This is a genomic window from Bacillus sp. PK6-013, assembly GCF_054161445.1.
In genome coordinates this window covers 1,510,432-1,534,032 of record NZ_CP096417.1, presented here as the reverse complement: position 1 = coordinate 1,534,032, position 23,601 = coordinate 1,510,432, and the positions used below count along the sequence as shown (strand labels likewise).

Below are 23,601 nucleotides of genomic sequence, written 5' to 3'. Positions count from 1 at the left end.
TTGAGACCGATCGTCAAGCCCCGCTGGCTGATTCGGTGCCGTATTCAATATTGCGGTCAAAGATAAAAACAGACACCGCAATATCCTCCTGAATTTTGATGTCTGTAAAAAGGTGCTCGAGCTTCGCTCCGATGAGCTGCTCCATTCCCTCCGGCACGTGATTGGAGTAGTGTTTCTGAATCAGGGTCGTCCTTGCGGCATGGACCATTTCCCTTCCCTCCGACGTGCTTGCGATAAATTGCTCGCTCGCCGTCAAATTGCCGTAAAGTGTCGAAACTGCCATATTGTCGACAAAGACTGTGTGAATCCGTTCAGGCCCCTTGCCAAATAGCTCTTTTCGAAGCTTGCGAATCATATCGTTGAATTCGTGGATTTTTTTAGACATCATGCATACCCCTTCCGTTTAAACCTTCCATCTGTCTCGATGTCCCCTTAGACATTTCACTTGGTTAAAATTTTCCTATTCTATTGAATTATAATCAATATCACTTTATAATAAAAGCCGGGCTGATGGATTTGTAATACCGTCGTGTTATGAATCTATCGAATTCTGACAATATAGGATTGGTCTGTTAGTAAGCTTTGCTAGTAAACTATTCCGCCATGTATGTTTATACCGCTTTCCGCGCCAGGATTCGGTATATATGTACATGGCTTTTTTGATTTTGAAAAGATGATGGAGGGGAATAAAGATGGACGGAAAGCCAATCAGTGTCCGGATAGACGGCAAAGAAATTAAAGCAGCGGCCGGGGCAACCGTTTTAGACATATTGAACAAAAACGGGTTTGAACACCCGCAAATATGCCATGTTCCAGAGACGGATCCTATTCAAACGTGTGATACCTGCATTGTGGAAGCAGACGGAAAATTAAAGCGGGCATGCTCCCTGCGGGCAGAAGACGGAATGACGGTCAGCCTGTCTGGAGAACGGGTCAAAGCAGCACAAAAAGAAGCAATGGACCGCCTGCTCGAAAACCATTTGCTTTATTGTACGGTATGCGACAACAACAACGGCAACTGTACGCTACATAATACGGCAGAAATGATGGGAATCGAAGAGCAGAAATACCCTTACACGCCAAAAGAAGACCCGTCTTGCGCAGTCGATATGTCGCATCCCTTTTACCGCTATGATCCGAATCAGTGCATCGCATGCGGACAATGTGTTGAAGTGTGCCAAAACCTGCAGGTCAATGAGACGCTCTCAATTGACTGGGAGCGTGACCGTCCACGGGTGATCTGGGATGAAGGCGTTTCAATCAACGAGTCATCATGTGTCAGCTGCGGGCAGTGTGTCACGGTTTGTCCGTGCAATGCGTTAATGGAAAAATCGATGCTTGGAAAAGCCGGGTTCATGACAGGCATCAAACCGGATGTCATGGAGCCGATGATCGACCTTGTCAAAGATGTAGAGCCGGGATACAGCAGCATCTTTGCCGTTTCAGAAGTCGAGGCGGCGATGCGTTCACAGCGGATCAAAAAGACAAAGACCGTCTGTACATTTTGCGGTGTCGGCTGTTCATATGAAGTATGGACAAAAGGCCGTGACATCTTAAAAATTCAGCCGGTGTCAGAAGCTCCCGTCAACGCCATTTCGACGTGTGTGAAAGGGAAATTCGGATGGGATTTCGTAAATGCGGAAGAGCGTTTGACCAAACCGCTGATCCGCAAAAATGACGAATTTGTCGAATCAACTTGGGAAGAAGCGCTTGACTACGTCGCCCGCAGATTAGGCTCAATTCGGGAGCAGAGCGGAAAAGACGCCGTCGGGTTTATTTCGTCTTCAAAAATTACGAATGAAGAAAACTACTTGATGCAAAAGCTGGCGCGGCAAGTATTTGGCACGAACAATGTCGACAACTGCTCGCGGTACTGCCAGTCTCCGGCAACGGACGGATTGTTCCGCACAGTCGGCATGGGCGGCGATGCTGGCACCATTCAAGACATCGCGAAAGCAGGCCTCGTCATCATCGTCGGCGCCAACCCGGCCGAAGGCCACCCGGTACTGGCAACCCGTGTGAAGCGCGCCCATAAGCTTCACGGACAAAAGCTGATCGTCGCTGACCTTCGCAAAAACGAAATGGCCGAACGCTCGGATCTGTTTATCAGACCGCGGCAAGGAACTGATCAAGTATGGCTGATGGCCGTGACCAAGTATATGATTGACCAAGGCTGGCACGATCAAGCGTTTATCAATGAAAACGTCAATTTCTTTGAAGAATATAAGCAATCGCTTGAGACATACACCCTTGAATATGCAGAAAAAATCACAGGCATCAATCAACAGACGCTGATCCAAATCGCTGAGATGATCCGCGACGCCGACGGTACGTGCGTCCTCTGGGGAATGGGAGTCACCCAAAACACAGGCGGTTCCGACACGTCCGCCGCGATTTCAAACCTGCTTTTAGCTACCGGTAATTACCGCCGCCCGGGCGCTGGGGCGTACCCGCTCCGCGGCCATAACAATGTCCAGGGCGCCTGCGACATGGGGACGCTTCCCGGCTGGCTTCCGGGATATCAGCACATTACAGATGACAAAGCGCGGAAAAAGTTCGAAAAAGCTTACGGCACAACAATCAACGAGAAACCCGGACTTGACAACATCGAAATGCTTCACGCCGTTGAAGAAGGCAAAATGAAAGCTATGTATATCGTCGGAGAAGATATGGCTTTAGTCGATTCAAACGCAAACCGGGTCCATGACATTTTATCAAGCCTTGATTTCCTTGTGGTTCAGGATATGTTCCTTTCGAAAACAGCCCAATACGCCGACGTTGTTCTCCCTGCGTCAGCTTCGCTTGAAAAAGAAGGAACTTTTACAAACACGGAAAGACGCGTCCAGCGATTGTATCAGGCCCTTTCGCCGCTCGGAGACGCAAAGCCGGACTGGGTCATCATTCAAGACATCGCAAACCGGCTTGGAGCTGACTGGCATTACAGCCACCCGGGAGATATTTTTTCAGAAATGGCAAGCCTGTCACCGCTGTTCGCAAAGGCCGATTATGATGCAATTGAAGGATGGAACAGCTTCCTGTGGGGCAGCCTGACCGGAGAAAGCACGCCTCTTTTATATGAAGACGGCTTTAACTTCCCTGACCGGAAAGCGCGCTTTGCCCTCGCAGACTGGACAGAGCCGGCGGAATTCCCTGAAGAATACGACCTTCACATTAACAACGGCCGAATGCTGGAGCATTTTCACGAAGGAAATATGACGAACAAATCGGCAGGCATCCAGGCGAAAGTTCCGGACGTCTTTGTTGAAGTCTCGCCTGAGCTTGCCAAAGACAGGGGCATCTGCGACGGATCGCAGGTCAGACTGATCTCGCCGTTTGGCGCCGTAAAATTAACCGCGCTTGTGACAGACCGGGTTAGAGCGAACGAGTTGTATTTGCCGATGAACTCGACAGATAAAGAATCCGCGATCAATTTCTTGACCGGCCCCGCAGTAGATGCGCGTACCAATACACCTGCTTACAAGCAGACAAAGGTGCGTATGGAAGTGCTCGGCGGATGCGCAGAACCGCCGCTTCCGAAAACAAATCCGCGCAATAAGAAACGCCATCCGCAAAACGGAGCTGAAGTCGAGGGGAAATGGAAGCGACCGGGATACATTCATTTAACAGACTAAATCAAAAGGAGGTCATCACACATGGCAGCTCCCATCACCGCCATCCGCAAAGAAGACAAATCTGAGGAGCAAATGAAGCTTGAAAAATTAGAAGAACTCAAAACCCTTTTGGCTGAACAGGAAGCCGCCGTTTCAAAAACGATGAAGCTTCTCGGCGAACTGAACGGCCTCGGGGTCCTTGATGCCGCAGACAGCATGATCGGCGCAAAGGAAGATATCGCCAAAATCGTCCTCGGCCAGCTATCTAAAGAGCCGGCCAAAAACCTGATGAATACAGCCATTGCGGCAGGCGGCGCTCTCTCCAAAGCCGAACCGGAAGTCATGGGGAAACTGGTAGAAAGCATCGTCGCCGGCACAAAACAAGGAGAAGACTTTTTAAAAAGCGATAAAAAAACCGGGGTCCTCGATCTGCTGAAAGCCATGAACGACCCTGACATCAACCGAGCCGTCGGCTTCGGCCTGCAATTTTTAAAAGGCATGGGAAAAGCATTGAAAGACTGACAAATAAGAAAACCGGCTCACCACTTTGAGCCGGTTTTTCCTATTGGCGATAGAAGCACCGTCGCTTTCTACCGCCTCATTTGCTGTGTGTTTCATCTTTTTTATTCAGCGATTCTTTTAAAATATTAAAAACTGCCACTGCAATAACGACAGTCATTAACCCTGTCGTCAGCAGATTTGGGAAGGTTTCCTGAACCCCGATCATGACCACGCTCAGCACAATCAACGAAAGTATGAACAGACGTTTGTTTTTCATCTGCCGCACCGGACTAACTGATTGATAGCGTTTACCCTATGGTGAACCGTCCGGCACCCTCACCTCCTTGCCTTTATTATCCCGCTATTGTTAACTTTTGTAAACGATTAAAAAATGGAAGCGGTTGCGAAAACAAGCGGCTGCATGCCGAACAGAACGCCGAAATATTTGGCAGCCCGGCAATTTTGCCGCGTACAGACACAGACATCCCCCCTCCCACATACATTTACATATAGGCTTCTGCCTACATACATTATGTGGAGGTGCCGATAATGACAGGTGTTTTTGCAGCGCTCGGTTATGTCATCAAGGAACTCGTTTTTTTAGTATCATATGTGAAAAACAATGCCTTTCCACAGCCGCTGTCAAGCAGTGACGAAAAAAAGTACTTGGAGCTGATGGCCCAGGGGGATGAACACGCGAGAAACATGCTGATCGAGCATAACCTCCGGCTGGTCGCCCACATCGTCAAAAAATTCGAAAACACAGGCGAAGATGCAGAAGACCTGATTTCCATCGGAACGATCGGACTGATCAAAGCGATCGAAAGCTATTCAGCCGGAAAAGGAACAAAGCTCGCCACTTATGCGGCACGGTGTATAGAAAACGAGATTCTCATGCATTTGCGCGCATTGAAAAAAACGAAAAAAGACGTCTCCCTCCATGACCCGATCGGCCAGGACAAAGAAGGCAACGAAATCAGCCTCATCGATGTCCTCAAATCGGAAAACGAAGACGTCATCGACACCATCCAGCTCAACATGGAGCTTGAAAAAGTCAAAAAATACATCGACATTCTGGACGGACGGGAAAAGGAAGTCATCGTCGGCAGATTTGGCCTTGATTTGAAGAAAGAAAAAACGCAGCGCGAAATCGCGAAGGAGCTTGGGATTTCGCGGAGCTATGTGTCGCGGATTGAAAAGCGCGCGCTGATGAAGATGTTTCATGAGTTTTATCGGGCGGAGAAGGAGAAGCGGAAGCGTGCGAAGGGAAAATAAAATATAAGAAGGCCAGGAAGTAGATAACCCTGGTCTTTTTTTGCTTATTTAAATCGCAAACTACTTTGAAAGGGCAGAATCTGTACCAATTGCTAGTTACCTACAACACTAGAAGTATAAATCTATAGCTACAGCCTCCACTGTGTCGAATATAGGGGGAACTTAATAAGGTTCCTCCTCCTTTTTTAAGAGTAAAAGTATTATAGCACCTCTCTCCCAAAATAATAGGCTTTAACATTGCTAAAGGTCAATTGAGTTTGGTTTTAGAAAACTTATTTGGCCTTTATGAAATTAGTCATCACTAAGCCTTTAACCTGCACTGATTGAGTCCTGGTAAAGTTCATTAGAAAGTCTTATTTTGATTAAAAATAGATTATTAAACAAAAGGCGAAAGGGAAGGTAGAGATGGAAGGGGATAATATTTATTAGTACATTATTCTCCTCTTATAAAGAGTCTCATATGACAGATAAGCTATACACAATTATATTTTTTGAACTTTTTAATAATGTAAATAAATATTATTCCTTTTTCCTATTTACCCATATTTTTACTACTGATAGAATAATCACAAGGAGGTGGGAATTCATACCAAAGCAAACAATTACAGGTTGTAACCTAAATACATAGTCACTGGTTTGCTACTAATTATACGTAGAGGAGGAAATGATTATCAATAGACTAGCTAAAGGATTCATAGTAATAGCTTCTTTAGCCCTTGGCTCTACTTCCTTTGTCCAGTCATCTCAAGCTAAGGAAAATGATGAGATTGATACTAATGCCACTGGAACATCCGTACCCATTGTTTATACTGTAGATAGTCTGTTCACACCAAAGGTTGAATTACAAAATAAAAACTCTGCTACAAAGCCTGTTAAAGATGCTATCCGGGCAGTTCTAAAGAATAAAGCAAAGCTTTTTCAACTTGTAGAAAGGCTTGCAGGAAAGAAAGTAAGAAATGAACTTGAAGAAAGGTTTACAAAGTATATAGAACCCGTACTAAAAGACCTTTTAGATGAGTATTATGCCTTTGGGTGGTCTGATGTCCAAAATAAGCTATATAATTCGCTTAAAAAATCAGGACTTTCTAACATAAATGCCAAAGTTTTAGCATATTGGACAACCATTGCAATTAAATCGTTTTAAAATTATTCATAATATAATAGGAGATAAATATATAGGAAAAATAAAAAGAGAATAGCTTCAGTGGTTCTAAGCGCCACGCTTCTTACATCTTTCTTAGGCACATCAGGTGCATTAGCATCTGAAAAAACAGCGTCAGCTACTCCTGTTGCTATGAAAGTGACTGTTCATAAAGGGGTACAAAACGCTATCAAGTCACAGAATGTACCTGTTAAAACAGTAGCTACTGCTAATGGGAATTTTCAAACTCAAGGCGCAGTGTCATGGACTTATAAAGCCTTTAAATTAGCTCTCCGCTCAGGAGGTTGGGTTTTATCGCAAATGCTTAGACCTTTGTCTCCAAAGGCCGCCGCATGGGTTAGAAAAAACTCTGCTAAAGTAGCTAAGTTGATGGATAAAGGCGAAAAATGGACTGAGAATCAGTTTTATAATGGACTGAGAGGCATTGGCTGTCCGCCTGATGTGGCAAGAGCATTGGCAAAATTCATTATTACGCTGATTTAACGAATAAAAAATTTAAGAAAGTGCTGTTAGTTCCCCACTAATGGCACTTTTCTAATGGAGGTCAAAGATGACTATCTTTACAGCAATAACTCTAGCTATACTTTCATGTTTGGTTATTTCCTGTGTTTTGTTTTTACTTTTGATTAAAAAGGGGGTTATAGATAATCCCCCAAACACCTTGGCGTTCATATCTTTTATCCTCCTCATAGGCTTTTGTTTATTCTTTGCCATGGCTGTTCCTAGCCTAATTATTTATTTTGTTTCTTTAGGTGTTAATCATTTCTTAGGCGACTATGTAAATTATAGCTCTAGATCTGATTTATACATATTTTCTTTATTAGTAAGCGCATTAGCACTTGTTTACATGCTTATACTTATGGCAGTTATAAAAGGACTCTCAATATTTCTCAGAATTCCTAAGTGGATAACTTATATATTTGAGTTTGCTGTTGCGTGGATAGCCGTTTATTTCTCCATAGAGTATGTTACAAATAGCCATCTAAGTAATGTATCCATATTTCAAGGTGGAGAGTTACTTTTATCCTTTTTTATTACATTTCTATTCTTAGGGTGTGACATTCTTTTTTCTAACCTAGATGAGATATCAAGGGAAAAGTTAGGATAGGCACAGTAAAAAATACTGTGTCTATATAAATATTTAGAGAAGGAGAGATCAGAATTTTTCAGTGGGGAGAAGAAAATGGGATAAGTAGTGCATGTGGGGCTACGTGTAGACTATTCCCCTCTTGCACAAGGAAAGGCTGCAGGTGTGTAGAAAAAGCTCTTTGTGCATCATCTACAACATCAAAAGAGCTGGGAGCAATTTAGATAGAGTAATGGACATTATCATTCAGCAGAAGAATGTAAGTGGATATAGACGAAGGAGTATCAGTGACCGTATAAACTACACGACTCCATTTTAGAAAGGTCATTAAAAATGATATGACAACCAACCGGCTTTTTCACTTTATCAAGACTTTCATGATATTCTTTGAGCAATTCAACGTGTTCCGGTAACATCATTGACACCCATTTGATACTTCCTCTGTCCCGCAGCATACACAATTTTCCTTTCTAACTTTAATCTCAATCGTGCGATTCCGGCGTTTGTATAAAAAACTTCGTGTAGAAGTGCTGACGAGCCGTACCGTTCTCTGAAACCGTCCATAACGTACCCAAGTATTCGCTTTTTTCTTGATCAGGGCGAAATAGATTGAGCTTGATTAAATTGTCTCCTGAATATTGGAAAGGGAAACTGAAATTTCTTTGTTTTCACATCTCGGCATGCCCAAAAACTCGTGTCAAGACAGAGTTTTGCCAGCAGCGTATTCGGTTCAATTCCAACAGTTCATGGCAAACCAAATTATCTTTTCATGTCATCTTTAATTTTCATTGCAATTGTTTGTGCGTCTCCCCACATATTTTCAAGACCGTTACTTTCATACGTGTGAATAGCATCATGGGGGACATACCAAATACGTATGTATGTTTCTTTTTTAAATAACGTTAAACTTAAAAATTCTTTATTACTTTAATACAACAAAAACGGATAACCTCTAGGAGTCAACGAAATCAGCCTCATCAATGTCCTCAAATCGGAAAACGAAGACGTCATCGACACCATCCAGCTCAGGCACAGAGTTTGAAAAAGTCAAAAAATACATCGACATTCTGAACGGACAGGAAAAGGAAGTCATCGTCGGCCGCTTCGGTCTTGATTTGAAGAAGGAAAAAACGCAGCGCGAGATCGCGAAGGAGCTTGGGATCTCGCGGAGCTATGTGTCGCGGATTGAGAAGCGCGCGCTGATGAAGATGTTTCATGAGTTTTACCGGGCTGAGAAGGAAAAGCGGAAGAAGGCGAAGGGGACATAATTTAGCAAAGGCCGGATTGGACATTCCGGCTTTTCTCTATTTTCACTAAAGTTTCTTTTAAAAGAAATAGATGAAAGAGTTATGAAAATCGTTTTTGCACACTAATAAGCTCTATGAGAAAGACAATCTGGATCATAGCAGATAACTTGATTATGAGTTCTTTAATCGCATCGTCCCTGCTTTCTTTATACAGGCCTCGATCTGGGTGTGGTTGCTCGATCCATACCCTTATATACATTGCCATCACTCTGGATCTACTTCCTATCAAGTTTTATTAAATAATGAGAGGAATCGTTCATGCATTTGTCAGCTGGCGGTCCCTCGATGAGCATCACCTTCATAAATGCATCACACCTTGGGTAATGTTATGTAATAACTGTTTGTCCTAATGGGTGATTTTCAGTATGAAAACAAATAAAAAACCGATGGCTTGAACCATCGATCTGTATTCTATATTACTGGGCCCTCAATATAGTAAATCTATCTCATTGGTTATGAAAGTTTATTTTCATTACACACTCTATATTCATTTGTTATCATTTCTATACGTTTATCTATACGTTTATATCAATTATGGTTAAAAAATAGCGAGAAAAAACAATAAACGTCCATCCTAACTTTTTCATCTTATTTATTAAGAATTTTAACCTCTTCCTTTTAAAATAAAGAAGCGATTTTCAGTTCTTAATGCTATGTCATCGGGACATGTCTGTTAAAGTAGCCAAAAAATACATTCAGATATCCACTCACAACCACAATCCACTTTGATCCACTACAGATTTCTGAACTGACATTAAACAGCTAGACTTATAAATACCGATTATCAATTTTTTTATTCTGTTCCAGTTCCCATTCACAATTAGGACATTTCGGCGGCGTCTCGGCATAAAGTGAACTAATTTATTAATGTTCAACAACAGAATTTCGTCTATTTGCAATAAAGAATCCACAGATCATTGCAAGAATGGCCATCGCCCACCAGAACGTTGAGATCGCCTGATCATGATCGATGATAATCAAACGAATGACAGCTGTGATGCCAATATAAATGAAGTAGCGAAGCGGGAAATGAAAGTCTGATTTGAAGTATTTGATAATCAAAGCAATGAACTCAAAGTACATGAAGAATATAAGCAGTTCTCCAAGCATCTCATAATAGCTGTCCACTTTGTTGAACAGTGACTTGTATACGAATTGCACAATGTACCATGTCTCACTGATCAGAAGTGCGCTTAAGGCTATCGCCAGGAAGAACAGACAGACATTGAGAAGCGCTTGTAACAGGTAAGGCACCTTTTTGAATTTGTTGGAAAATCTCATCATGTTGTCTCCTATTTCAATATATTCGTGGTTTTTATTCTCAGCCTACATCTTGGTGTTCCAAAATCGTAGCACAATGTAGTACTTAGAATTCTTTTGTATACTGTGAAACTGTCCCTGCATGCGGGACATCATTCGCGCAATGCTCCTTTCACCGAGTCCGTTGCTTTCCGGTGTTATATCCGCAAGTTTAATCGTATTGCTAACATGGATCTCAAATATCTCTTGATCCGATACAAACGTGATGCTGATTTCTTCTTCCGGATCTGCGTATTTAAATAAGTTTGACATCACATTATCAAATACACGACCAAGCTCCTCCAAATTCACGTTAATATAGGTTTCCGGCAGCTCGCCTGAAATATGGACCCGGAAATGCTTCTGATGAAGGATAGCAATCTGATCTGATATTAGATCGTAGATCACTTCTTTTACTGCAACGGTCTCCAGATCGGCCTCATATTCCTTGTCCAGCAGGAAATACGCAAACAGATTGTCAGACAAGCTTTTTAATTGCAGTGCTTTACCATAAGCATTGGCTACATACCGATCTTTGCTGGTACCCGCTTCGCCTCCCGCTTTTTTGGCAAACTCCAGATTCATGATCAGCGACGTCAGCGGTGTGCGCATATCGTGCGACATTTCGGTAACCAGGCTGCGGCTCTCAGCTTGCAATTCCTCGATCGCTTTAAGTTTGTCCAGGAAAGCTTTCCGCAGATCCTCAATGCTCTTTGCAATCATCGCTAATTCATCATGCCCTTTTATCGTCATCTCGTAGTCCAGTTCGCCCCCTTCAAGAATATGAATCTCTTGGTGAATCGTTTTAAGGTAGCGAAGACTTTGGCGAATGCCAAAGAGAACAATGATTAAAAAGATGAGGGTTGCCCCGAGCAAATCCAATGTAAAGGCCAGACTATAATATCGGGAAGAGTAGAAACCGTCGATAATGACTCTTCCTTCGCCATCGCTAAACTTGACAGGATGTGAATGATTTTGAGCGTACTGAGTCAGCTTTTCCTTTCCATAATCCGATTCGGAATAAATGGAATCATATTGCAGCTCCTGATCCTTGAATATGGTGAGGTTAATGTAATTTTCTTTTTTGACCCACTCACCAAACGCTTTTCTATCTGATGTAGACAACTTATTTTCTGAAACGTACTTGCTGAATTTTTGAATGTATCTTGCTGACTCCTCGTGATAATACTCATCCGAACTCAGATATCCCTCGATCAGATCATCTGTGATTTTTTGCAACGTCAGAAAGATCACACCACTCACAAACGCAGCAACCATGATCAGCAAAGCCAGTTTTTTGGTTAGCGTAAATTTACGATGCGCCAAATCGATATCCTCTTCCCCATTCAGTTCTTATATAAACCGGACGTGCCGGATCATCCTCAATTTTGGAGCGCAGCTTCCGAATATGCACCATCACCGTATTGTTGGAACAGTAAAAGTAAGGCTGTCCCCACACACTCTCATATATATTTTGGGCAGAAAATATTTTGTTGCGTTTGCTCATCAGAAGTTTCAGGATACGATATTCCAGATCTGACAACTTGATTTGCTGCTCCTCTTTCCAGACCTCATTAAATTCTTCGCTCACTCTTAGTTTGCCCCCGATAAGAAATGTTTCTTCCTGTTCCTTCTTTTCCTGATAGATAGTATACCTGCGTAATTGAGCAATCACTCTAGCATGAAGTTCCTCTTCCGAGAATGGTTTAGTCATATAATCATCGCCGCCGGCGAGTAACCCCTCAGTTTTATCGAGTGTACTCGATCTGGCCGTCAGAAACAGAATCGGGACGTTAGAGGATTTCCTGATGTGCTGACATGTTTCAATTCCCGAAATGCCTGGCATCATAATATCCAAAATAACCAAATCAAGCGAGTCATCCACAAGTTGCAATGCTCGCTTTCCATCCTTGGCTCTTAGCACCTCGTAGCCTGCACGCGTAAGGGATTCCTCCAAAAGATCACCAATATCCTGATCATCCTCTACGACTAATATTCGATGGGTCATGTCTCTCTCACCTCATGATTCTTGATGTTATTTCTCGTGTGTCCTTACTATATATCGTTCATAGTTAAGTACGTTATAAGATACTACGTAAATCTTAACAATTTATGAAAGCTGATGCCCGCCACAAATTTGTCACATTTTCTAAAAAAACGATGACTCTTCATAAATTGTTAAGATTCGGTCTTTATATTTATCCATTGTAAGGCTCAGGTTTTTCAGATCCGAACCACAACATTGCGATGATAAATGGAAAAGGAGCATTGATATGACTGTACAAAAAGAAGGACACGGGCAACCGGTGAGTCTGCGGGAACGGGTTCATTTTCTGGACATCGTACGCGGATTTGCCTTGCTGGGCATTATTATTGTCAATTATTTTCTGATCGTAGATTCAGTAAAGGGATTCGAAATGACCTCCGATGACGTACTGCACAATCTGGTTTCCTGGTTTGCCGAAGGGAAATTCGTTACGTTATTCTCCTTCCTGTTCGGGGTTGGGTTTATGATTTTTATGGATCGAGCCGCGCAGAAGGTAGATAGTCCCAACAAGCTGTTTGCCCGTAGGTTATCTATCCTGTTGGGATTTGGCATTTTGCACATCACATTTGTTTGGGTCGGTGACATATTAGCCTTTTACGCCGTAAGCGGCTTCCTGTTACTCGCCTTCTATAAACGCACGGCCAAAACGGTGCTTAGATGGATTATCGCACTTATCGTGTTTCAATTCCTGACTCCTGTTTTCACAATGTTGTACAATGTCATCAATACTGCAGGGTCAAAAAACCCAAATTTTTCAGAGTTTACTTTGTTTAGCCACAGCAGCCTTACCTACGTGGAATCCATCAGCACTCGGTGGACAGATATGGTCACGATGGCTGCTGGCTCTTTCTCTATGATCTATTCCATGTTTCTCATGTTTCTGCTGGGCGTGTACTTTGTTAAGATGGAATTTTTCAAAGACATGGAAGCGAAAAAGCCTATATGGAAGCGTATCTGGATCATTAGCACAATCGCTTTTCTAATAACACAAAGCAGTATATTACTAGACATGTTTAATCTTTCTGAGAATATGCTGTGGAAGGACATTTCCTCTGTCTTGAGTCAAAATGGCGGCTTAACCGGAAGTATGTTTTATATGAGCACTTTTGCAATGCTGTTTCTATACGTTCCTCAGCTGCGAGGCCCTATGATGATATTCACCAAAGTCGGACGGATGTCATTGACCTGTTATCTGCTTCACTCTATCATTGGAACAGTTCTGTTCCTCAGGTACGGATTCGGGCTTGCGGATCATATTCAATCCGCCGGCACGTTCATGTTCAGTCTGGCCGTGTATTTCGTGCTTATGATCTTTAGTACATTGTGGTTGAGACGATTTAAGTACGGTCCGATGGAATTAATATGGCGCAAGCTGACGTATGGCAAATTAAACGGGAGTCCCAAAGCAACTCCGCTGCATTCGGAAAAATCTATTCAGAAATAACCCCCTTGCACAGATTGCATGACTTCAAATTAGTGTTGTTGAATGAAGCGGGCATTAAACGGACAGATTTGATATATGGACTAGTTATTTTTATATCATTTAGGCTTCTTTGGGCTACAGAGTTTACTCAATGTGCATTGCTCATGATCGAATCTAAATTGAATCTTTTACGCATGTTCATAGTCAAAGGCGCCTCATTCGACTATTTTTGTATCTTTTCGCAGGAAAAATTCGAGAATGATGACAAATCCCGCATACACACTTAATACGGTAGTGAACGATAGTAAATAAGGGTTACATGCAGCTTGTTTTCCAATGAAACAAAGAAAAAGAAATCATACAAAAAGACAGGAGAAAGCTTTTGAAGTATTTTAACGCCAAATTTACCGCGGAAGAAAAAGCGACGGAATCACTTTTTGTGATAAGGGCTCGTAGAACAGCTGGAATGTTTCTACTGAACGACTGAACTCGATATTTCAGCAACTGAGGGAGTGAACAATCATGAAAACAAAAAAGGAACCAAAAGTTATTCTGGAACTAGCAAAGGAATCTGATCTGCCAGAATTCCAAAAAAAATTACAAGAAGCCTTTGCGATCGCCGTGATTGAAACGTTCGGTGATTGCGAAGATGGACCGATTCCATCGGACAATGATGTTCAGGAGTCTTTCAATGCTCCCGGAGCGGTGGTATATCATATTCTTCAGGATGGTAAGAATGTCGGTGGTGCAGTAGTACGTATCAACAGCCAAACAAATCATAATTCGCTAGATTTATTCTATGTATCTCCAGAATATCACAGCCAAGGGATTGGTCTTTCTGCTTGGAAAGCGATTGAAGCACAGTATCCGGATACTGTGCTTTGGGAAACCGTGACACCTTATTTCGAAAAGCGAAATATCAACTTCTATGTGAATAAGTGTGGATTCCATATCGTAGAGTTCTACAATGAACATCACTCTGATCCGCATATACATCGCAATGGACGCGAAGATGACAAGCCCCTGCCGGATGATGATGACTTTTTCAGATTTGTAAAGATTATGAAAAAAAAGGACTAAACAATTGAACACGGCGAGATGCCGCAGAGAGTTTCTGGAAACTTTTTTAGAGAAATGTATTAATGCTGTCTAACAATAAAAAAAGCTTTATCCTAGAAATAGGATAGAGCTTTTTCACCTTTTGACTCAATTGTAAATTTTAAACCAATCCAATACATAAATAAAAAACCTCTATTAAGAGGGTTTATTCAGTTTTCATGTTTGATATCGGTCAGAAAGTTGATGATATGCTTCACTTTGCTCTACAGCCTGTTTGTCGCATAAGGCATTTACTATTTTTTACATAAACCCCCAAATACCTTTGCTTTTCTAGAGAAATCCAGATGTGTGTTTAAAGCATAATACCTAGATATCAGGCTTTCGTTTAAACCTGTTACAAGCTTCGCACTTAAATACAGCGGAATTTATAATATATGCTTGGACAGCCGAAAAAGCCGAACTGTACATGGTATGCACTTTTGCATTCGAACTTTCATGTTACGTAATATTAACCTTTCGTACATATAATCACAGGCAATTGAAAATGCAGCTTGGCTATTTAAAGTATCTCCTTCATTCGCTAGTATTACAGGAGGCTGACTCAACATTGATTTAATCAATCAGTGATAGGAAATCTGTGCACCCCCCTTTTGTAATGAATAATGAAATCCTCATGCATTTGCACGCCTTGAAAAGAACGAAAAAAGACGTCTCTCTCCATGACCCGATCGGCCAGGACAAAGAAGGCAACGAAATCAGCCTCATCGATGTCCTCAGGATCGGAAAACGAAGACGTCATCGACACCATCCAGCTCAGGCACAGAGTTTGAAAAAGTCAAAAAATACATCGACATTATGGACGGACGGGAAAAGGAAGTCATCGTCGGCCGCTTTGGCCTTGATTGGAATAAAGAACAAACGTATCGCGAAGGAGCTCGGGATTTCGCGGAGCCCCGAATCTGAAAAGCGCGCGTTAATGAAGATATTTCATGGTTTTTTCCGGGCGGAGAAGGAAGAAAGCCTAGAGAAAGTGATCTCGCAGAAGCCGGCCTAACAATCCGGCGTCTATTTCATTAAGCTTTCAATTAAAGCGAAACTTATGCAGCTAAGGTATTGAAACATCTATTTTTCAACAAAAAAAGCCTATGAAGCGATAAGGCATTTCATAAGCTTTTTCCATTTTAGAATTATGATATAAACGGTTCTTCATTTTTAAGAATGGCGTCTATGGCATTTAAGACGCCTTCCTCGTTATTGGATTGTGTTATATACCGGGAAGCAACTTTAATCATTTTCTGGGCATTCTCCATTGCGATTCCATACTGAACAGTGGAAATCATCTCCAGGTCGTTTCCGCTGTCTCCAAATGCAGCTGACTCATAATTACGAATGCCCCACCGCTTTTGAAGGATTTTAATCCCGCTTGCTTTATGAAGGCCGGGTATAATCAAATCGATGTCGCCGTGTCCGCTTGATACGGGAGTAACGAGAGAACCGATTGACTTTTTCAAGCCGCGTAAAAGTCCTGAAACATCCTTCGTGGAAAAGCTTGTGGCGAACTTGAATATTTTATCATTCAGATTTTCGAAATGAGGCACTTTTTGCAGTTTATGATAATATTTACGAGCATGCTTATACGCATCGTCGCGAACATCTTCATGTATATAAGCACTTTTTTTTCCGCAAACAATTAGATTTGTGTATTCATACTTTTCTATAACATCAATAACTTTTTTTATCGTTTCTTTAGACATTTCGCCTGAGAATATTTCTTTTCCCGAATCTATTACGTAAGCACCGTTCTCAGCAACGAAAGCTATTTCATTTTTAATTGATGGAAAAAAGGATTTAAGCTGATCATATTGATTGCCGCTTGCAACCACAAATTTTATTCCCCGTGCTTTTAATTCATGATATTGTTTCATAAAACGATCATTGTTATATTTCATGTCATCGTCCAAAAATGTTCCATCCATATCAACCGCTATTAGTTTTATGCTCACTTTTTCCTCCTTATCAGCTGAACATAAAGTGAACGTCCAATTTAACCAACTACTCCCCCCTTATGCTTCTATTTTTTTAAAAAACCTTGGCAAATGCTCTTTATGCGCTTCAAGCATTTCATCTAAAATCGCTTTGCCGATTTTATCAGAAGGGACAAGCGGATTGATCGTCATCGCCAGCAAAGCTGTATCATAGCTTCCTGTTACAGCGGCTTCGGCGCCTACTCGTTCAAATGACTTGATTTGCTGAACGAGTCCCCGGACTGCAACTGGCAGATCACCATGAACGATTGGCCTTGGACCTTCCTTTGTAATCACACAGCTTACTTCAACCGCAGAGTCATCCGGAATACTTGCAATCGCTCCATTGTTGATTGTGTTAACCGGCTGAATATCACGTTTATCGTTATAGATAGACGAAATGAGACGAACGGCTGCGTCGCTGTAATACGCACCGCCGCGCTCTTCTAATTGAGGCGGTTTAACGGCCAGGTCGGGATCTTTGTACAGCTCGAATAATTCCTCTTCAAGCTTCTGAACGACTTCAGCTCTCGTTGTTCCCTTTTTAAAGTTCTCCAATTCTTTTTGCAGCATTTCATCTGTCTTATAATAGTACATATGATATGGACAGGTTAATACATTTAAGGCCCGAATAAATTCCGGCTCCCAGCCTTGCCCTTCGATGTTTTTTACAAAACTGCTGTTCTCCGGATCTGATAACAGCTCCATCACTTTCTCTTTTACACTGACTCCGTCGACGTATACATCCAATCCATATACCATATGATTGAGACCGGCGAAATCAATGCGAACCCGTGAATGATCAACATCCAAGAGCTTGGCGATCCCCATCTCAATTCCGATTGGAACATTGCACAAGCCGACGATTTTCTTATGGTCAGTGTAGCGAAGGACAGCTTCGGTCACCATTCCGGCAGGATTTGTAAAGTTGATTAACCAGGCATCCGGACATAGCTCTTTCATATCTTTTACAATATCCAATATAACAGGAATGGTACGCAGTCCCTTAAACAATCCGCCCGGTCCGTTTGTTTCTTGGCCTAAAACCCCGTGACTCAAAGGTATTCTTTCATCCTTTGCACGGGCATCAAGCAGCCCTACGCGAAACTGAGTCGTAACAAAATCGGCATTGTGTAAAGCTGATCTCCTGTCAAGCGTTAAATGAATTTCAATTGGAAGACCGGCTTTTTCAATCATTCTTTTCGCAAGGTTTCCGACGATTTCTAATTTTTCTTTTCCCGCTTCAATATCTACCAGCCATAATTCTCGAACCGGCAATTCATCGTACCGTTTGATAAACCCTTCTACTAATTCAGGAGTATAACTCGATCCCCCGCCTATCGTGACAATTTTAATTCCTTGTGTCATCCTCTTTACACCTCCGGGTAATTTAGCAAAAGTACTTATGGATCAATTGTATCTGCAGATGAGCAAGCCGGTAAATAAGCCGGTAACATGTTGTTTTTAATCACACAAGAAGTCATTTGTTGCACATATGTAACACTATGTTTCTTAGGAAGCAGGTATGCTAAGATGGAGTTAGCAGAAAGGGTCAAGGGAAGGAGAGCCCCGCATACATGTTTACCCATGAGATCATCGCTTCGTTTAATGAACTGGAAACTTCTTTATATAATTACATTTGTCAAAATGGCGAGAAAGTCGTCTATATGCGAATCCGCGAATTGGCAGATGAAACGCACGTATCAACAGCCTCCATTCTGCGTTTCTGTAAAAAACTAAATTGTGAGGGTTTTTCGGAATTTAAAGTAAAGCTTAAAATGCAGTTAGAAAAAGATAAAAAGACGGTATTGAAGAGTTCCCAACATTCAATAGCCGAGTTTTTTGAGAGAACGTTAAAAGGAGACATTGAAGAAAAGATTGCGGAGGCCGCGCTTCTAATTACCAAAGCGGAGAGTGTCATTTTTATCGGCGTAGGAAGCTCAGGTATTCTTGCTGAGTACGGAGCAAGGTACTTCTCATGTTTAGGCAAATTTTCAATGTATATTAAAGATCCTTACTTTCCGACACATTCCCAATTCCGCCGCAATAGCATCACGATTGCTTTATCCGTCTCAGGTGAAGGCCATTCTACAGTCACTCATCTTCATCAGCTCAAGCAAGAAGGAAGTAAAGTGATCAGTATTACAAATCATAAGCACTCCACCATTGCCAGAATATCCGACATTAATATCTCGTATTACGTGACGGAAGAGTGGTTTGAAAATGCTAATATTACTACGCAAATCCCCGTTATGTATATTTTGGAATCAATGGCTCGTGAAATACATAGGCTTAGTAATAAACAATCGAATTGATACCTTTGGCCTGATCTAGTATCTACTTGTGATCGCCCTTAAACATTCCTTAAGTTACAGTAGATATTTCATTAGCTTTACCAGCGGAGAAGCGGAAGAAGGGGAAATGAAGAAGAAGCCGGTCCATAAGTTCCGGCTTCCCTTTTATTTCACCAGGCCCTCAACCTAGCTATTGCAATTGATTTGACTTACACCAATTCAATTTATTTTTATTTATTCTGGGCAGTTCATGAGCTCTTTCAGCAAGAGTTTTGCTGAAACAGAGCCCTTTATACCGTTTGATTTTTTGACGCGCCCAGACCGAATATGAACAGCAGAATGCTGACCATAAGCAACAGTAATATTGGGAGGTTCCAGCTTGCCGTGACATCATGGAGCAAACCAAACAAGATCGGTCCTGTTGCAGCCAGCAAATATCCGACAGATTGGGACATACCAGACAAGGAAGCCGCATCGGTGGCATCTTTCGTCCGCAAGCTTAAAAAGATCATAGCCAAACTGAACGCACATCCCCCAGCAATTCCGAGTAAAATTGTCCAGAACAAAATAAGTGCATTATCGCCAAAATAAAGGCCACCTAATGAAACAAAAAACAGGACAGTCATGATGACAACCAGCAAACGCTGGTTCTTCATGCGTCCCGCAACGATTGGTACGATGAATGATACGGGAAGCGAAGCAAATTGAAACAGCGATAGCATCCAGCCAGCGCTGTCTTCATTCAAGCCCCGGCTTGTCATGACTTCAGGTAACCAAGCGATCAATACATAGAAAAGCAAAGACTGCAATCCCATAAAAAGTGTAATTATCCATGCCAACGGTGAACGCCACAGACTTCGCCGCGTCGACGCACCGCTAGTTGTTATTCCGGCTGACGCGTGACTCGCCCGCGCTTTAGGAAACCAGAATAGTGCGGCTATCAGAGCGAGCAGACCCCAGATTCCAAGTGCGCCATTCCAGCCAAAACCGAGATTGCGGGCGAGCGGGACGCTTACACCGGAGGCTATCGCCCCGCATAAATTCATCGATACTGAATACAGTCCTGTCATCAAACCGACATTATGAGAAAAATCCCGTTTAACCAGACCTGGAATTAGCACGTTGCACACCGCAATCGCAAGCCCAAGCAAAACGGTGCCTGCAAACAAAGGAACTGTTGCGGACAGAGAGCGGACAGCGATACCTATCATGAGCAGAACCAAGGCATAAAGTATAATCCGTTCCATCCCGAAGCGGCGCGCCAAGATAGGTGCGAAGGGGGAAAGAAGCGAGAAAGCAAGCAACGGCAATGTCGTGAGCAAGCCTGCCGCAGTATTTGATAATCCAAGGGACTCGCGAATCGAACCTACCAGTGGGCCTACCGATGTCAGCGGTGACCGCATCGTCAGTGAAATAAGGACAATGCCTATGATGATCGGCAAACTCAATGAGAACGAAAGCTTTGTTTCAGTTGGCTTTGTACCACTTTGTACGCTCATAGCCGCTCCCCCTCTTCACCGGCAATAACATCTTTCGATTCCCCGATATAGCGATGAACTGCTTCCACGGCACGAGCAGCGTTTTGATCAACAATCGCTTCGACCAGTTGACGGTGCATTTCCAAGAAATCCGCATCTACTTCATAACGGGTCAGGCTTGTAATCGAATCTTGTAACGCTTCTGCGATATGACTGTATATTTCAATCAATATTTCATTATGAGATGCCTTGACAATATTTTGATGCAGATCAATATCGGCCGCTACAAAGCTATCAATGTCACCGATTTCTGCCGCTGCCTCGCAGCGTTCCAGCTGAAGAAGAAGGTCGCGCGCCTCGTCATCGGTTCTGCGTTGTGCAGCAAGATGAGCTCCCTCTCGTTCGAGTGCATATCGAACTTCTAATGTTTGCAGCGTATCTGATCGCAAAATGCGTTTTTTCAACACGGCTCCCAAGGCACTTGAAGAGCAGACATAAGTTCCGTCACCTTGTTTCGTCTTCAAGAGTCCCGCATGTATCAATGCCCGAATTGCTTCCCTTAATGTATTGCGGCTAACATTCAACTCGTTCATCAACTCCGGCTCGGCAGGAATGCGCATCCCGACACCCCACTTACCAGATTCGATCATACTTTCTATTTGTAGTGCGACTTGCTCAACCAGCGTCTGCCGGTTTGTTTTCTGAAGCATGTGTCTATCCTCCTGTAATGCATTTATCAAACATAGGATGTTTGGTTATTTGGAATTTTATCATGCCTATGAAATTAAGACAACAAAAGTAACTTAATAATAGGATTAATGAAGATGAATTTTAACTTGCAATTTTCCCAAAACAAAAACAGATAGTCTGCAAATGGAAATTTAAATACCTTTTGGAGGGTAAAATGAATTGAACCTTAGAAATATAAAAAGACCGCAAAGCCTTCTTAAAGAGAAGCGTTGCAGTCTTTGGGTCTCTTTTTTGCTTCGTATAAGTCAATGGAGTTCCAGCGGAGGCCGCTGCAGATACATTCATTGATTGGATCTACTCTATGCGGAGGAACCTGAATGTTTCAATCAGTTTTGGGATAAAAAACGTGTTGACGCTCCTCTGCTAGACTATTTAATATTCGATAGCTGGACCCTCCAATATGAAGCGGAACATCCAATTTTTCTAAATTCGGCATACCATTTTTTAAGAAAAGCTCTTGATCTTGATATCTCTGTAAAACTTCTCCCGCAATCCACTCTTGATCGCCCAAAGTGGAAATACTGTGTACTTTACACTCATAAGCGAAATACGCATCAGTTAAAATCGGTATCTCAGCTTTTAGTCCTTCTTCGTATTGAATATGAAACACTTCAAATTTATTTATATCTCTGCCGCTATGGGTACCTAATGCTTGAATGAGTTCCGAACATCTCCCCGGAAGAAAATTCACACCGAAAACGCCGCTTTTCTCAATCAATTTGTAAGTATATGTCTCTTTATTTATCGATATCCCATACATTCCGGGAGAAGATCCAATATACGTATGCCACCCGGAAGCCATTGCGTTTTTTTCACCTTCATATTGAGCCGTAACGACAGCTACCATTCCAGGGTAGGCGTACCAAATGAGTTCATCTATCGGTGCTCTCATCTTCATCGCTCCTTTTGTTTTAGATTCATTAAATTTGAGAGGCACACATCTAAGTTGCCAGGTACTTCTTCAAATGAACCATTCGTTTAGAATTTAATAAATGGGCTTCCAGCAGGCTTTTTGGCATGAGTAACCGAAGCGTCTTATTTTCTGCCATTTTTATTCATCCTCCCTTTCGAATATTCATCAGAACGATGCATAAATCATAAACCCTATAGCAACTATAGGGTCAAGGGAATTGTTATTTTTTCCGCACTCTAAATTCTGTGAGGAAGTCTTCTTCTTTTAATGAGTTATAGCTATTTGGAAAAGAAACTTGATATACTTTTCCATCCGTTTGAATACCATGTGATTCAATAAAATGGTACAGTTTTTGATAGTAGTCAAAATAATTTGTTGCCGTGCAATCAAATGAAATACATACATATTCGCCGGATGGGATTATATCTATATTCATGTTTTGTTCCCCTGTATCTATCTTTACTCCATCATAAATCGTCGTATAAACGCTGTAGCAATAAATATCACCGGAATCTTTATAGGGCTTTAAATCATAAATCAATCCATAATAGTTATCAACGATATCTCCTCTTTCTTCAAGAACTTCAGCCAATTTTCGGTAATACAAATCTGATTGGTCATGAGGATTCACTTGAGGTGTCACTGCTTTTAAAATGGTTTGGCCTCCTATATGTCGAACATAAACTAGACCTTCTTCTTTTTTAGTGCGTATCTCCAATTGTTCATTAAGCTGGTGCTTTCTTCTTTGAAGCAATTCCCTGGCACGTTCGAGTCTTTCCATCTCACGCTCAATCACGCTTTCTTGCTCCTCAAGAAAGGCTTGCATCCGTTCGGGGGTAGATGTATGTGAAATCATGCGCTTAATTTCTCCCAAAGGTGTTTTAATAGATTTGAGATATTTTATAATATCTAAATAAAAAAACTGTTTAACATGGTAATATCGATAGCCATTATCCCGGTCTGTGCATTGAGGCTTGAAAATTCCGATCTTATCATAATAGCGCAATGTTTGAATGGAAATGTTATTTAGACGGGCTGTTTCCCCGATTGAAAAATATTCCTTCATCAATCTCATCCTTTCTTCTTTGTTAGTTCTAAGACGACCTCAACTGAACGATCTTGTGAATAACCTGTTTAAGACAATCTTCTTTTTTCGTTCTTTGTTCAACATATCCACCAAGCAATGATCGTTCCTGTCTCATAACGATTGCTCGTTAAGCAGGCACAAAAGAGAACAGCCATATCCTAATAAGGATGTGGCTGTTTTCATCGTTGATGCTGGCTGGTTCAGTTGTCCCTTATTAAGTAAGTGCTGTATCTAGATGCACGACTAAAAAAGGTTAAATTTTTTAAAAATATGTATATTTTCTT

20 protein-coding genes and 5 pseudogenes are annotated in these 23,601 nt (G+C 42.0%); 13 read left to right on the top strand and 12 right to left on the bottom strand.

The annotated features are described in order from the left end of the window. Nucleotides 1-13: 13 nt before the first annotated feature. Nucleotides 14-385, bottom strand: a complete 372-nt coding sequence (locus tag M1E03_RS07775) for a Na-translocating system protein MpsC family protein (protein ID WP_025811122.1) — start codon at nt 383-385, stop codon at nt 14-16. Nucleotides 386-692: 307 nt separating this feature from the next. Here M1E03_RS07775 and fdhF point away from each other — a divergent pair, with 307 nt between their 5' ends. Further along, entirely contained in the window at nt 693-3,632 is a 2,940-nt protein-coding gene (fdhF, locus tag M1E03_RS07770; protein ID WP_458110738.1) for a formate dehydrogenase subunit alpha, read from the top strand. A gap of 21 nt (nt 3,633-3,653) precedes the next feature. After that, nucleotides 3,654-4,133, top strand: a complete 480-nt coding sequence (locus M1E03_RS07765) for a helical membrane plugin domain-containing protein (protein ID WP_025811120.1) — start codon at nt 3,654-3,656, stop codon at nt 4,131-4,133. 76 nt (nt 4,134-4,209) lie between these two features. Here the strand turns inward: M1E03_RS07765 and M1E03_RS07760 are convergent, their stop codons facing one another. After that, the gene (locus M1E03_RS07760) at nt 4,210-4,389 is read right to left on the bottom strand and encodes a hypothetical protein (protein WP_023855265.1); all 180 of its coding nucleotides are present in this window, start codon (nt 4,387-4,389) and stop codon (nt 4,210-4,212) included. Nucleotides 4,390-4,661: 272 nt separating this feature from the next. On the opposite strand from M1E03_RS07760, the gene sigK reads away from it, so the two are divergent. The 4 genes from sigK (at nt 4,662) to M1E03_RS07740 (ending at nt 7,657) form a co-directional block, all read left to right on the top strand. Further along, nucleotides 4,662-5,387: an RNA polymerase sporulation sigma factor SigK gene (sigK, locus tag M1E03_RS07755; RefSeq protein ID WP_023855266.1), complete on the top strand. Its 726-nt coding sequence runs from the start codon at nt 4,662-4,664 to the stop codon at nt 5,385-5,387. Between the two features lie 664 nt (nt 5,388-6,051). Beyond that, nucleotides 6,052-6,531, top strand: coding sequence for a hypothetical protein (locus M1E03_RS07750; RefSeq protein WP_023855267.1), 480 nt, complete (start codon nt 6,052-6,054; stop codon nt 6,529-6,531). Between the two features lie 60 nt (nt 6,532-6,591). Then, nucleotides 6,592-7,032, top strand: coding sequence for a hypothetical protein (locus tag M1E03_RS07745; RefSeq protein ID WP_161513142.1), 441 nt, complete (start codon nt 6,592-6,594; stop codon nt 7,030-7,032). 67 nt (nt 7,033-7,099) lie between these two features. Beyond that, entirely contained in the window at nt 7,100-7,657 is a 558-nt protein-coding gene (locus tag M1E03_RS07740; protein WP_023855269.1) for a hypothetical protein, read from the top strand. A gap of 326 nt (nt 7,658-7,983) precedes the next feature. Here the strand turns inward: M1E03_RS07740 and M1E03_RS07735 are convergent. Next, nucleotides 7,984-8,091 (bottom strand): annotated as a pseudogene (locus tag M1E03_RS07735) (YolD-like family protein); the annotation flags it as partial. 506 nt (nt 8,092-8,597) lie between these two features. Here M1E03_RS07735 and M1E03_RS07730 point away from each other — a divergent pair. Continuing rightward, a pseudogene (locus M1E03_RS07730) lies at nt 8,598-8,904 on the top strand (sigma factor-like helix-turn-helix DNA-binding protein); the annotation flags it as partial. Between the two features lie 903 nt (nt 8,905-9,807). On the opposite strand, the gene psiE reads toward M1E03_RS07730, so the two are convergent. From psiE to yrkP, 3 genes are read right to left on the bottom strand one after another with little or no spacing between them, the layout of a single operon-like run. After that, entirely contained in the window at nt 9,808-10,224 is a 417-nt protein-coding gene (psiE, locus tag M1E03_RS07725) for a phosphate-starvation-inducible protein PsiE (RefSeq protein WP_023855272.1), read from the bottom strand. A gap of 45 nt (nt 10,225-10,269) precedes the next feature. After that, complete coding sequence (gene yrkQ, locus M1E03_RS07720) at nt 10,270-11,568, bottom strand: two-component system sensor histidine kinase YrkQ (RefSeq protein WP_219192038.1); 1,299 nt, start codon at nt 11,566-11,568, stop codon at nt 10,270-10,272. Continuing rightward, a complete protein-coding gene (yrkP, locus tag M1E03_RS07715) occupies nt 11,555-12,250 on the bottom strand; it encodes a two-component response regulator YrkP (protein WP_026579256.1) in 696 nt (231 codons plus the stop codon). Before yrkP ends, yrkQ begins: the two co-directional genes overlap by 14 nt. A gap of 265 nt (nt 12,251-12,515) precedes the next feature. Between yrkP and M1E03_RS07710 the strand changes: the two genes are divergently transcribed. From M1E03_RS07710 to M1E03_RS07690, 5 genes and pseudogenes are all read left to right on the top strand, one after another. Next, a complete protein-coding gene (locus M1E03_RS07710) occupies nt 12,516-13,733 on the top strand; it encodes a DUF418 domain-containing protein (protein ID WP_039072861.1) in 1,218 nt (405 codons plus the stop codon). Further along, nucleotides 13,652-13,890 (top strand): annotated as a pseudogene (locus M1E03_RS07705) (hypothetical protein). The gene M1E03_RS07710 and the pseudogene M1E03_RS07705 overlap by 82 nt, the downstream one beginning before the upstream one ends. Nucleotides 13,891-14,234: 344 nt before the next feature. Further along, entirely contained in the window at nt 14,235-14,792 is a 558-nt protein-coding gene (locus tag M1E03_RS07700) for a GNAT family N-acetyltransferase (protein WP_025811115.1), read from the top strand. A 345-nt stretch (nt 14,793-15,137) separates the two neighbouring features. Continuing rightward, a pseudogene (locus M1E03_RS07695) lies at nt 15,138-15,382 on the top strand (ImmA/IrrE family metallo-endopeptidase); the annotation flags it as partial. Between the two features lie 44 nt (nt 15,383-15,426). Then, a pseudogene (locus M1E03_RS07690) lies at nt 15,427-15,825 on the top strand (hypothetical protein); the annotation flags it as partial. Nucleotides 15,826-15,958: 133 nt separating this feature from the next. On the opposite strand, the gene M1E03_RS07685 reads toward M1E03_RS07690, so the two are convergent. Both M1E03_RS07685 and M1E03_RS07680 read right to left on the bottom strand, forming a co-directional pair. Next, a complete protein-coding gene (locus M1E03_RS07685; RefSeq protein WP_096748246.1) occupies nt 15,959-16,774 on the bottom strand; it encodes a Cof-type HAD-IIB family hydrolase in 816 nt (271 codons plus the stop codon). Nucleotides 16,775-16,834: 60 nt separating this feature from the next. Then, on the bottom strand, nt 16,835-18,163 hold the full coding sequence (locus M1E03_RS07680; protein WP_020452298.1) for a 6-phospho-beta-glucosidase: 1,329 nt from the start codon (nt 18,161-18,163) through the stop codon (nt 16,835-16,837). A gap of 209 nt (nt 18,164-18,372) precedes the next feature. On the opposite strand from M1E03_RS07680, the gene M1E03_RS07675 reads away from it, so the two are divergent. Further along, entirely contained in the window at nt 18,373-19,110 is a 738-nt protein-coding gene (locus M1E03_RS07675; RefSeq protein WP_035338395.1) for a MurR/RpiR family transcriptional regulator, read from the top strand. Nucleotides 19,111-19,379: 269 nt separating this feature from the next. On the opposite strand, the gene M1E03_RS07670 is transcribed toward M1E03_RS07675, so the two are convergent. From M1E03_RS07670 to M1E03_RS07655, 4 genes are all read right to left on the bottom strand, one after another. Next, entirely contained in the window at nt 19,380-20,588 is a 1,209-nt protein-coding gene (locus tag M1E03_RS07670; protein WP_219192033.1) for a CynX/NimT family MFS transporter, read from the bottom strand. Continuing rightward, nucleotides 20,585-21,277 (bottom strand): FadR/GntR family transcriptional regulator, encoded by a 693-nt coding sequence (locus tag M1E03_RS07665; RefSeq protein ID WP_105981098.1) that lies wholly within the window; start codon nt 21,275-21,277, stop codon nt 20,585-20,587. The genes M1E03_RS07670 and M1E03_RS07665 overlap by 4 nt, the downstream gene beginning before the upstream one ends. A gap of 362 nt (nt 21,278-21,639) precedes the next feature. Further along, nucleotides 21,640-22,209 (bottom strand): flavin reductase family protein, encoded by a 570-nt coding sequence (locus tag M1E03_RS07660; RefSeq protein WP_219192032.1) that lies wholly within the window; start codon nt 22,207-22,209, stop codon nt 21,640-21,642. 241 nt (nt 22,210-22,450) lie between these two features. Further along, on the bottom strand, nt 22,451-23,296 hold the full coding sequence (locus M1E03_RS07655) for a MerR family transcriptional regulator (protein WP_105981100.1): 846 nt from the start codon (nt 23,294-23,296) through the stop codon (nt 22,451-22,453). Nucleotides 23,297-23,601 lie beyond the last annotated feature (305 nt).

Bases quoted from the DNA above. Each gene is read 5' to 3' on its own strand.
- M1E03_RS07775 (WP_025811122.1), bottom strand. From the start codon at position 385: ATGTCTAAAAAAATCCACGAATTCAACGATATGATTCGCAAGCTTCGA.
- fdhF (WP_458110738.1), top strand. From the start codon at position 693: ATGGACGGAAAGCCAATCAGTGTCCGGATAGACGGCAAAGAAATTAAA.
- M1E03_RS07765 (WP_025811120.1), top strand. From the start codon at position 3,654: ATGGCAGCTCCCATCACCGCCATCCGCAAAGAAGACAAATCTGAGGAG.
- M1E03_RS07760 (WP_023855265.1), bottom strand. From the start codon at position 4,389: ATGAAAAACAAACGTCTGTTCATACTTTCGTTGATTGTGCTGAGCGTG.
- sigK (WP_023855266.1), top strand. From the start codon at position 4,662: ATGACAGGTGTTTTTGCAGCGCTCGGTTATGTCATCAAGGAACTCGTT.
- M1E03_RS07750 (WP_023855267.1), top strand. From the start codon at position 6,052: ATGATTATCAATAGACTAGCTAAAGGATTCATAGTAATAGCTTCTTTA.
- M1E03_RS07740 (WP_023855269.1), top strand. From the start codon at position 7,100: ATGACTATCTTTACAGCAATAACTCTAGCTATACTTTCATGTTTGGTT.
- psiE (WP_023855272.1), bottom strand. From the start codon at position 10,224: ATGAGATTTTCCAACAAATTCAAAAAGGTGCCTTACCTGTTACAAGCG.
- yrkP (WP_026579256.1), bottom strand. From the start codon at position 12,250: ATGACCCATCGAATATTAGTCGTAGAGGATGATCAGGATATTGGTGAT.
- M1E03_RS07710 (WP_039072861.1), top strand. From the start codon at position 12,516: ATGACTGTACAAAAAGAAGGACACGGGCAACCGGTGAGTCTGCGGGAA.
- M1E03_RS07700 (WP_025811115.1), top strand. From the start codon at position 14,235: ATGAAAACAAAAAAGGAACCAAAAGTTATTCTGGAACTAGCAAAGGAA.
- M1E03_RS07680 (WP_020452298.1), bottom strand. From the start codon at position 18,163: ATGACACAAGGAATTAAAATTGTCACGATAGGCGGGGGATCGAGTTAT.
- M1E03_RS07675 (WP_035338395.1), top strand. From the start codon at position 18,373: ATGTTTACCCATGAGATCATCGCTTCGTTTAATGAACTGGAAACTTCT.
- M1E03_RS07670 (WP_219192033.1), bottom strand. From the start codon at position 20,588: ATGAGCGTACAAAGTGGTACAAAGCCAACTGAAACAAAGCTTTCGTTC.
- M1E03_RS07665 (WP_105981098.1), bottom strand. From the start codon at position 21,277: ATGCTTCAGAAAACAAACCGGCAGACGCTGGTTGAGCAAGTCGCACTA.
- M1E03_RS07660 (WP_219192032.1), bottom strand. From the start codon at position 22,209: ATGAGAGCACCGATAGATGAACTCATTTGGTACGCCTACCCTGGAATG.
- M1E03_RS07655 (WP_105981100.1), bottom strand. From the start codon at position 23,296: ATGAAGGAATATTTTTCAATCGGGGAAACAGCCCGTCTAAATAACATT.